At 43.9% G+C, this 10,974-nt stretch carries 7 protein-coding genes; 2 read left to right on the top strand and 5 right to left on the bottom strand.

Going from position 1 to position 10,974, the window contains the following annotated elements; translation table 11 throughout:
* Positions 1–133 precede the first annotated feature (133 nt).
* The 3 genes from DEH07_01905 to DEH07_01895 all read right to left on the bottom strand — a co-directional run bounded on the left by DEH07_01905 (position 134) and on the right by DEH07_01895 (position 3,817).
* The gene (locus DEH07_01905; protein ID HBY03306.1) at positions 134–466 is read right to left on the bottom strand and encodes a hypothetical protein; all 333 of its coding nucleotides are present in this window, start codon (positions 464–466) and stop codon (positions 134–136) included.
* Positions 467–768: 302 nt separating this feature from the next.
* Positions 769–3,258, bottom strand: coding sequence for a hypothetical protein (locus DEH07_01900; GenBank protein ID HBY03305.1), 2,490 nt, complete (start codon positions 3,256–3,258; stop codon positions 769–771).
* Between the two features lie 214 nt (positions 3,259–3,472).
* Positions 3,473–3,817: a hypothetical protein gene (locus tag DEH07_01895; GenBank protein ID HBY03304.1), complete on the bottom strand. Its 345-nt coding sequence runs from the start codon at positions 3,815–3,817 to the stop codon at positions 3,473–3,475.
* Between the two features lie 386 nt (positions 3,818–4,203).
* On the opposite strand from DEH07_01895, the gene DEH07_01890 reads away from it, so the two are divergent.
* On the top strand, positions 4,204–4,536 hold the full coding sequence (locus tag DEH07_01890; GenBank protein ID HBY03303.1) for an acid-soluble spore protein: 333 nt from the start codon (positions 4,204–4,206) through the stop codon (positions 4,534–4,536).
* Positions 4,537–4,628: 92 nt separating this feature from the next.
* On the top strand, positions 4,629–5,858 hold the full coding sequence (locus DEH07_01885; protein HBY03302.1) for a competence/damage-inducible protein A: 1,230 nt from the start codon (positions 4,629–4,631) through the stop codon (positions 5,856–5,858).
* A gap of 67 nt (positions 5,859–5,925) precedes the next feature.
* Here the strand turns inward: DEH07_01885 and DEH07_01880 are convergent, their stop codons facing one another.
* Both DEH07_01880 and DEH07_01875 read right to left on the bottom strand, forming a co-directional pair.
* On the bottom strand, positions 5,926–9,270 hold the full coding sequence (locus tag DEH07_01880) for a DEAD/DEAH box helicase (protein HBY03301.1): 3,345 nt from the start codon (positions 9,268–9,270) through the stop codon (positions 5,926–5,928).
* A 634-nt stretch (positions 9,271–9,904) separates the two neighbouring features.
* Positions 9,905–10,974, bottom strand: a 1,070-nt coding sequence (locus DEH07_01875; GenBank protein ID HBY03300.1) for a hypothetical protein, incomplete at its 5' end; no start/stop codon positions are given.

Below are 10,974 nucleotides of genomic sequence, written 5' to 3'. Positions count from 1 at the left end.
CTCACTCTCCATTATAACAGAATATCTCTATTATAACAGATTTATATCCACCATGCAATTAACGTTTTTTAATAAATTACGTTCTCAGCAACGAAGAAAAGGATTACTGAATAGCTGCCATTATTATAATAGCTTAATGCAGGATGTTGCCGATGTAAACATAAAGGGATTTGTCCGTGTCTTCAAACTTGGCTTCACATTTTCCTTTAGGTTTAATATCGAAAAACTTAAAAAACCCCTTGCCGTATATTTTTGTCTTCTTGATAGCCATTCTGGGCATGTCCCCGTCATGGACCTCTTTGATGCGAACTGTTTTCGAATTGTTATCAAAAGCCAATTCGACTTCAGAAGAATTAAGTCTCTCTCTGGCAACCTTATTTAGCACGATAGAATTCTTTGAGAAAGAAACTGTTGCCGTTTTCTCTTTTTTTTCTCTTTCCCTTGGTCTGTATACCTCAAAACCCACAAATACACCTCCTTTTATTTCTTTATTAAATGATTATGCCCAGGTATTTAAAATTATAAACATTGTCCTATTTTAATACATACGCAAATAAAAAAACTTTTTTGTATTTCTTTACTTGAGTACTACAATCCTTTTTTTACTTCGTTCAGGCCGGAAACAATAAAATTTTAGCAGAGAAGAACTTTTTGCTTCTTTATATTAAAACTGTTGCTTTTTAATTTAAAAAACAACAGCCAAAACTGTCGCTTTTTATAATACCCAAAAAGGATAAAATTTTTTCCAGACTAACTGTTGGAGCATTTTTATAAGTTTTCTTCTTCCATTATTATTGTTTCAATAAACAACTTTACAAGTTCCGGATCAAATTGACTTCCCGCCAGCCTTTCTAATTCTTTGACAGCTTCTTCCCTGCTCATCGCCTTACGGTAGGGGCGGTTGTTGGTCATTGCGTCATAAGCGTCAACGATGCTCATGATGCGGCATTCCAAGGGTATTTCTTCCCCCTTTAGCCCAAGCGGGTATCCTTCACCGTTCCACCATTCGTGATGCTTGAGGATCCAGTCAGCAATCGGCAGAAGTTCAGGGGCGGACTGGGCTATGCGGTAGCCAATATCGCAATGCTGACGGATAGTGGCCATTTCCATGCTTGTAAGGGTTTCTCTTTTAAATAGAATATATTCAGGAATTCCTACTTTCCCAACATCGTGGTATCTGGCGAAAAGATTTAAATCCTTTACGTAACGCTTTTCCGGCAATCCGGCGACCTCGGCAAGCCGGATAACAAGTTTTTGTATGCGATCTGCATGCCCATCTTTTATGAAATCTTTAGTTTCAAGCGCCTTCGCCAGATCTTGTACCACAGTGCCGTATATATTCTGCCTGTGGCTGATTTTTTCCCGGTACATGTTATTGTCTGCTTCCTTAAAAAGTCCTTCCATGTTGATCACTGAATCACTGCTTACAGCGTAACCAATGGACATTTTCAAGGTAAACTCCGGACTTGTCCCGTTATAAATATTAATCTGTTCCTTCATCCTTTGGCATGCTCTTTCCACTGTGGTTACATTACTGTTAGGAATAAGAATTGCAAACTCATCGCCCCCAATTCTGGCAATCATGTCATTTGTTCGAAACGCTTTCGTGATTACCTCTGCTGCAGCGATAAGCAAAGCATCGCCCTTGTCATGTCCAACCGAATCGTTAATTAATTTAAGGCCGTCTACATCACATATAATTATGCCGACAGGGGAAAACCGGCCGCTGCCAAGGCGCCGCATTTCTTCTTCGAAGTAGGCGCGGTTATAAAGACCTGTGAGGGGGTCATGCAGGCTGAGGTATTTCAACTGTTCTTCCATCGTTTTCCTCTCGGTAATATCAAAAATATATCCCTGGATCTCAATAAGTTCGCCGCTTTGATCAAACTTACCAATTACGTTCTGCAATATGGTAATTCTCTTTCCATTAATACATTGAAGATCAGTCTCGTAAAATTCAAGCTTTTTTCTTTCAGTTAAGAGTCTAATAAAGTCTTGCCCCTCCTTATCGTTGATAAAAAACGATAAGAAATTTTCTTTTAATGCTTCTTCGATTGCTTTAAAACCAAACAGTTGGGCAAAAGCCGAATTGCAGAGAAGTATTCTCCCATCAGAAGAGGATATATAATTACCTGTAAGCGCTTCGTTAAAAAGCCTTCGAAAATGCTCTTCGCTCTCTTTTATTTTTTCCTGGGATTGCTCCAAGGCCGAAAGCATAACGTTTATTTCACCAGCAAGAACGGTGAGTTCATCACCCCCGGTAATAGGCACACGGGATGAAAAGTTCTTCGTTTGCCCGATCGTTGTGACATATTGGATCAGATTTGTCAGGCGTGACATAATCATCTTTTCTGAAAGCAGAAAACATAAGAAAAGCAGAACCAATCCTGTAATTATAATTGTAATAACAAAATATTTATAGCTGTGCTTTCCCTGATTATAAATATCTCTGGGCATAAGCACTCTGAAAATTAGAATTGGTTTACCGTAAATATCTCTCAGTAACGAATATCCGGCAATTGATTCCTGACTCAAGGACCTGACCAGCACGGGTTTATCTACTGATAAAAGAGAATACGCTGTATTAAAATCGGGAGAACTTTGTTTGCCATAGACCTGCAGGGCCAGGGAAAGATGTGTCAAGTCCGCCAAACGCTTTATTTCTGCAGCATTCAGGTATCGCCCCATAATCAGTGTTCCGCGTATAGGACCTTCTTCATCGCTCGGTAGAATGGGTTGTGATGATATAAGCAAAGGCCCTTCCGGCAGCAGCAGAAGAGACTTAACCGAGCAGCCGGCGCTTTTGTGTTTTAAAAGGGCGCTGCCTGGGTTTAAATATCTATCTAACCCGGCAGGTAAACCGGTTAATTTCATGTTTTCCAGGTCGAAACCTTGCCCGTAGGCAATTTTAGCGTCGGAATTTAAAAAAACCATCAGGTTTAGATTAAGGCTTGTATAAGTGGAAGCTACCAGGTTGGTTTTTATGTAACGATCGTTGTCATTTTCAATAAAAGTATATGTATCATCCCAAGCCGCCCAGTCACTGGTTGTCCTTTCCAAAGTTAAAAGCTCACCTGAAAGGGCATCGTTCAGGCGAGCGACATTTTTAAGCATCTCCCTTTCCTCAAGTTTTATATAACCTTTTAACAGAACACTATCCGAAATAATATACGAAACGATAACAGCCGCAGCAAGCACAATAAAAATAACAAATAAGTTTTTCATCCGGAGCGACATGTTTTCAAATAATTTATTCATTAGTCACCAAATCTAATCATCTATCAGATTTTCTTGCAACACCCTTAAGAAAATAACTTATTGCTGTTATTAAACCTAATTTGTTTAGATTTTTCTTTTTCATAATTTATTCTCTTAAAAAATAAAAAATCCTGCTTATGTTACACACCTTCCTTTCTTAAGAGGCAGGCTAAAGCAAGAATTATTCTTTAAAAGGATAAATATAAAAGAGTTTTTAAAGCTTTTCAAGAAGTGTTTTAATAACTTGGTCAAAAGGCATTGACCCTAGTTCATCCAATTTCTTGTCCATATTCGTCTTTTCACTTGTATCCATTGTAATAAGGGAGCCTTCCAGGATAATTTGTACAGTCCGGTCTCTGTCTAAAAAAACTGCATCCACCTCTAAAGCGCCTGTTAACAATCCAAATATCACTAGCATTTTTTGAGGTGAAATCGGGAATAAGAGACATTCTTTCTTAACGCAGGAATCGCCATCACCCGAAGCTACGGGCGAGGAAAAGTCTCCCAGTTGTCTTTGAATCCTATTTATCAATCTCTTAAGTTCCTCCGGTGAGAACACTTTTTCACGCCTTCTAGCCTTTCTTGAATTTAATTTACGGAATGACTATCGGCTGTTCGGAAACACCCGGCGGCCCGGCGAGACCGGTAGCAAACAAAATAGCCAGGGCAATGGCGGCGATTAATAAGATATCATGCCGGACTTCATCTATATACTGCAATTTCAATCACATCCTTGCTTTCATTAATATTCAGATTATGTCAGATTGTGAAGAAAACGCTAATCCCGTCATAAACTCAGTAAATAGGAAAGTCAGATGTCCGGCAATAAATAAATTCCTGTCCTAAAAATTGATATTCCTCCCACATTTATTTTTAATTACCTCACATAAAATAACGGATTAAACAAACCTTATAAATAAGAATATAGTTTGGGGAGTTGAAGTTATGGAAAATAATTTGCCTGTCTTAACAAAAGATAATTTGCCGGATTTAATCAAGTCAGTCTCTCACAATATAATACCAAAAGAATTACGCTCTTACGTTTTACCTGCGTTGGAAGAGTTTAAAAATGAGATGGCCGAAGAAATAGGCATCAAGAATTACGATCTTATAGACAAAGGTGAACTGCCTTCCAGGTTAAACGGGAACGTGGGGGGATCGATGACCCAAAAAATGGTTTTATTTGCGGAAGCCGTTCTGGCCTGGAATTACAAGAAAAAACTGGCTATAGGGAACGAACAGGCGCAAGCCGGTAAAATGATCAGTGATGAATTTTAAGAAATAATTTTAATCTCTTTCCGGTTTACTCCGGCATTTGTTTGTATTAAACTTAAAATGCTTGCTTCTTTTTAGCTGGAGGAGGAACTTGAGTGCAGGCTGAAGTTATTTTTACAGGCACTGAGCTAATGATTGGCCAGATTTTAAACACAAATTCGCAGTATCTTCAACAAACCCTTGCTTTATGGGGGATCGACCTGTTTTATCAGGTGACAGTCGGTGACAATCTGGAACGTCTTGCCCAGGCAATCACACAGGCTTCCGAGAGGGCAGGTTTAATTATAATCAGCGGCGGCCTCGGACCTACAGAGGACGATCTCAGCAGGGACGCATTGGCCAAATCACTTGGCGTTCCCCTGGTCATAAATGAAAAAGCCCTCAAAATAACAAGGCGCCTTTTTGACGAGCGCAACGTTCCGATGCCTGATAATAATTTAAGGCAGGCCCTCGTCCCACCCGGAGGGATCGTGCTGGACAACCCCATCGGAACAGCGCCGGGGATGATTTTTGAGCAAAATGAAAAAATATATGTCCTGATTCCCGGCCCGCCCAACGAGTTTAAAATGATGCTGAACAATGAAATTGAACCTTTTATATTTGAAAAACTCGGCAGCGAAAGAAAAATCATTAAGTCAAGGGTTATCAAGCTTAGCGGCCTGGGTGAATCAACGGCCGACCAGCAACTGGGTGATCTGCTCCAAAGCGCAAACCCGACCCTGGCGCCTACCGCCAGGTTTTCCGAGGTGCACTTGCGGATTACCTCAAAAGCGGAAAGCGTGGAAAAAGCGCTGCAGATGAACGCAGAACTCGAAGAGAAAATCCGCCAGCGGGTGGGTGACTACATTTTCGGAACGGACGACGAAACTCTCGCGGATGTTGTAGGCAGGCAATTTGAAAGCAGAAGGCTGACACTGGCTACCGTGGAGTATTTAACTGGCGGAGTGCTTGCCAACCAGCTAAATGTAATTAAAAACCCGGGCAATTTTTATAAAGCGGGTTTTATCATCGGAAGCAATAATCCAGGGATAGAAAATCTCTCTTTTTCTCCATTGCCGGGCAAGGAACAGGCTGAACAGCTTGCTGACTGGTGCAAAAAAGCTGTCAATCCTGACTTAAGCATTGCGGTAACGGGTAAAATTAAAGAAACTGGCAAAGAAAAAAAATTACGCGGGACAATTTACATTGCAACTAACCATAACGGCAAAACCCGTTCGGGTGAATTTGTCTTATGGGGATTGCCCCAGGATATAAAGGAAAGAGCGGCCCAGCTGACATTGTCCACTCTCTGGCGGATTGGCAGGGATTTTGGCCAGGAAGGCTAATTTAGAACGTCAATAACAATATAACGGCGCAGCTTTTCAGGCTTATCTGTTAAGCTGCTTTATTTTTTCAGCCGGCTGGTTCCAGCGCATTTTCTTTGATCTTTTTAACCGCCTCGACGATCTTTTTTTGCCTTGAACCGTCGAACAGCTTGATCATGCTCTGGGGTTTGTCAAAAGGCGGTTTCATCAGCTCGGAGACATTTTCGATATAACCGTTTTGCGTAATATAATCAATGATCTTTTTGATAAATACGATCTGCGCCTGATTTATAGACTGGTCATTGATAAATTCGGAAAACGCCTCACAGGCGGCTTCATATTCCATCCTGGCAATCTTGCGGACAAGAAGGCCAAACGGTGTGTCCTGGTATTCCCGCTGGTAATCCTCTTTTGTACCGAGTTCCCCGGTAAAGATTTGTTCCAGGCTTGCATAGTCCAGGGCGGTAAGCGGGATATTGCTGCGCAGCTTATGTATGGCAAGATGGTTGCTGTTTTGTTCTATATAGCGGTTTACCTTCAGTTTGTAATCCTCAAACGTGTAAGCGGGCTCCAGCGTTTCACCTTCTTTAACCAACAAGACTTCATCGGCCAAGTTGGTGTAGATCAGGTTTTTCCCGGGCTCGTCGACGATGAACTTGATCAGGCCGCGCAGTTCCAAGCGGACCTTTTCAAGCTCTATGATACCGCAGGCCTGCCAGAATTCTTCCGTGACGACGGTATTGACAAGTTCAATCTTTTCCTTGATCTGCGGGATGGTAACGCGTCCGGCCAGGCTGCGGCAGGTGTTGACAAGCTGTTTTCTGCACTTTTCAAAGTGCGGCATCCCTTCAATTTGAGCCAGCATAATTTCGTACATGAAATTATCAAACCGTTTGGCGTATTCGTCATTGTCATCCATATAGACAACCGGGGCAAGGCGGACAGCCAGTTCGTGCTTGTCCGGATCGGACAGGCAGGTGAATGTGTCCGCGTCTTTATACTTCTCGACATACTGCAGCTGCAGTTTGACCGAGATGAGATCGGTATTCAGCGCCTTGATCTGGTCCAGCACGGTATCTACGAGGTCTGAGCGGATTGCCTGGTAAGGCTGATCGATAAAGGCAGAGTGCTGAAGGTGATGAATCAGGCGTACCCGTTTGACAAAGATTGCTTCGGAAAGGCTCTGTGTCTCGCTGCCCTTGATCCCGTCTTTATTGACCCGGAAGAATTCGAAATTTCCCAGGTAGTCGAAGATTAGAAAGTGGGTTTTATGCAGGCCTTCTCCGAAGAGGTTTTCGCAGGTTCTCGTGCCGCGGCCGATCATCTGCCAGAACTTGATCTTGGACCGCACGCGCTTGAAAAAAACCAGGTTGACAATCTCTCTTACGTCTATCCCTGTATCCAGCATATCCACCGATACGGCGATATGGGGCTCCTGCCCGGCAATCTTGAAATGGTCAATCAGCGTCTGGGCATAGCTGTCGCCGCAGACTACCCGCCTGGCAAAGCTGCCCTTGTACTGCGGGTAGAGTTTGTCAAAGCGCTCGACGATATACTGGGCGTGCTTTTTATTCTGGGCGAAGATGACGGTCTTGCCCAGCCTGTCGCCGCCGGCAACCTTGATGCCTTTGGTCATCAGGTCTTCCAGGACCATGTCGACGGTGGCCTGGTTGAAAATAAATTCGTTGATTGCCGGGGAGGGGATGAATTCCGGCATTTCGCTGTCCTCGTCGGTGAAATCTTCCTCATAACGCTGTTTGTCTTCCTCGGAAAGGTCGTCGTAGACAATGCCCTGCTCCAGGAACTTCGTCGTTACTTCGATGTTGTGGTAGGGAACCAGCACTTTGTCCTGCTGCGCCGTTTCGTATTCGTAGGCGTAGGTGGGCACGCCGCTTTCCATTTCAAAGAAGTCGTAGGTATTGCGGTCCACTTCCACCCGGGGCGTGGCGGTAAGACCGACGAGCAGGCCGTCGAAGTATTCAAAAATCGCCCGGTATTTTTTAAAGATGCTCCGGTGGGCTTCATCGACGATGATCAGGTCAAAATGGGCCGGAGTAAACAGCCGCCGGCCGTCCTCGTTTTTGACCGTGCCAATGGAGTTGAGCATCGTCGGGTAGGTTGAAAACACGATCCGGGCATCCTTGTCGTCCTTGTTGTTAAGCAGGCTGCACAGGGACATATCCGGCAGGTAGTTTTTGAAGGCGTCTTTCGCCTGCGCCACCAGGGCGATCCTGTCCGCCAAAAACAGGGTGTTGGTGATCTGCCCGCCGCGTGACAGGACGTCGGCTAAGCTGGCGGCCGTCCTTGTTTTGCCCGTGCCGGTCGCCATCACCAGCAAAGCTTTGCGGTGGCCTTTTTCAATATTTTCGCAGACCGCGCGGACGGCTTCCTTTTGGTAGTACCGGTCGGTTATTTGATCGTCAACCGGGATTTCGTTCAGGGCTTTGATCTCGGCGCGGCGGTTGATCAGTTTTTCCAGGTCGGCTTTGGAAAAGACCCCGCTGACCTTTCGCTGCGGGAATAAAAGATCGTCCCAAAAATAGGTTTCAGAGCCGTTGGTGGTAAAGATCAGCGGCCGCCTGCCGGCCATTTTCTCCAGGCAGTCCGCATACAGTTTGGCCTGCTGGGTTCCGGTCTTCGGGTCTTTGGAAGTGCGCTTGGCTTCGATGACGGCCAGGGGAAGCCCGTCTTTGCCATAGAGCACGTAATCGGCGAAGCCTTTTTCCTCGCTGTTGGGCATGCCGAAGAGTTCAACTTCTTCCTGGATATCGTCGCCGGGTATCCATCCTAAAAGCTTTAAGTCCAGGTCGATGTATTTTTTGCGGGTGAGGAATTCGGAGATATCCCCGGGTGTAAATTTGCGCTTTTCTTTATGCTGCGCTTTTTTTGCTGTAAGCTGTTCGCTGATGGCCGCAATTTTTACGCGCAGCGCCTCAATTTCGGAATCCTTCTGCCCGATCAGGCTGTTCATTTCTCTGATCTTTACTTCGTCAAGGGCCACTTTTTCAGACGGGATATCCGCCTCGTTGAAACGGCGTTCCTCATAATCGGCGCCGTAGCAGTAGTCAATCCACTGGACGAATTCGAACAGGGAGGACAGGGAAAGGACGGCATCGCTTTTGCTGACCACTTGATCTGTATGCGCTGCCAGGTTGCCCAGTTTGATTATGTAGGGGAGCTTGCTCCAGGTCCGGTCGTCCATGGCGAACCTGAAGGAAGGCTCGTGGATCAGCGACTGCAGGTTGTCCTTGTAGGGCATGGTGATCGTGCTGTCTGCGGCGTACACCCATTTTACGGCCAGTTCAAAAGCCTTGCGGATGCCCACCACCGCCATCGCAGGCGAGGAGGCCAGCACGCTCTCCGCCTCGACGCAGGCTGCGGCAAACATTGCATATTCGGCTTGTCCCAGCAAGAACTCAAAGTTTGCAGGCATTAATTTACCTCACTGCTGTACGAAGTAACTAAGAAGTAACTAATCTTAAAAACTTTTTCATCATCTGATGGCGCTGCGTTAGCAGCATATGGAGCTAAACTGAAAATTAACTTTATCAGGAAGGTCAACTGCCTACGTGCTCATATTCGTATCAGGCCGTCGTCATCACGGTTCGCTCAGGTGCTCCGTGCCGGCAAACGCCAACGGTTCGCTTCGGACAGGACCAGCGGCGCTGCAAAGGCGGCAAGGCAGGTTCGAAATACACCGAACAATAAATCCCCGGCATCACAAAGCCTTTTCAAGAAACTTTGAGTGTGCCGCTAGTTTCGCACCGCGGTCCTGTAACCGAAGCTTCACCGGGCGTTGCAGCGGCACTCCGCAATATCGCTCACCTGTGAACAACGACGTCCTCTAAACCCTCGGGCGTAAGCCATAACTTAAGCGCTTATGCGCCTCAAACAAATTCCCTCGCTTACACTCGGGTTCACTCGTTCATTAAATAAAGGCTCAAAATCGCACTTGAGGCATTTGACCTTCCTTTACTGAAGAAGTTTCGTCCTTTATGCTGACGCTGCTTCAGCGGCATGGATATCTATTTAGTGAACTTGATAGGCATGGTTTTAATGTATATTTACTATTCGAAATACTGGCTTATCAAACTATCAAACAAGTACTGTGTTTCGTCAATAGCCTTTTTAACAAGGGCTTTCTGCGCTTCTATTCTGGCGACTATTTCAGCGAATTGGTTTTGGAGTGGTATAGGTGGATAAATAATTGCTAAATCGCCTATATTTTTCAAACTTAAATTAGCCCTTGCTACATCTACTTGCATTTCATTATACATTTGCAACGCCTTAGGAGAATTTAAATAATAACAAAGATAGGTTAGACATACTTCTTTGTTGCAACGCACCAGAGCAACAGCTTGATTAATATTTGCAACTTCGTCCGAGTAAAAAACCGCAGCTCTACCTATAGATGCACCGACTATATTAACTAATAAATCTCCGTACTTTAAAATGGAACGATTTTGAATTTCATTAAACTTCTTTTCAAGATATTTCCGTTTTGAGAAATCCAAATATCCTTCGCGTACATTTTCACTTGTAATAAAAAGTACTTGACTCTTATCATCAGTGTAATTAACCCCTTGCCAAGTTGGTGATGAACCCTTAGTTATCAATATACTTAGTACTCTCAGTTGTTTAATATCCCATTCCTTCTCATTAGTCACGGGATCGCCAAACATATTATAAAAGATAGATTTGATTAGCTCATCCAATTCTGCAAGCTGCTGTTTGCGCATGGTAAGCAGTCCCGCAGTGGTATCCAGGGTTTTGGCAATTTGCTTTTGGGTTTCAAGAGACGGGAGTAATAACTCCGTTTCATTAATAAATCTATCTAATTTTAAATTTAATATCCCAGTTGTTTTATTTTGATATTTTATTGTAGAACCGTTTTTATAATTTGCAAATAAATGATAAAATACATACTTGGGAAAGTTTATTTTGCTATCTTTCAAGCGTAAAACTGAAGTGAAATTATTAAATAGATATTTTTTGTCTTCTTTCTCAAAAAATACAACTCTACCCACTGGTTGGGTTGGACTACCACCTGATTTTTCTATAATTATATCGCCATATTTTAAAGATTTTTCCCTAACTTTTTTTGCAGCGATTATTCTAGTACTACAGCGATGGATCT

Origin of the sequence: Desulfotomaculum sp. (assembly GCA_003513005.1) — a bacterium.
GTDB lineage: Bacteria > Bacillota > Desulfotomaculia > Desulfotomaculales > Nap2-2B > 46-80.
This window is presented reverse-complemented; position numbering and strand designations above follow the sequence as displayed.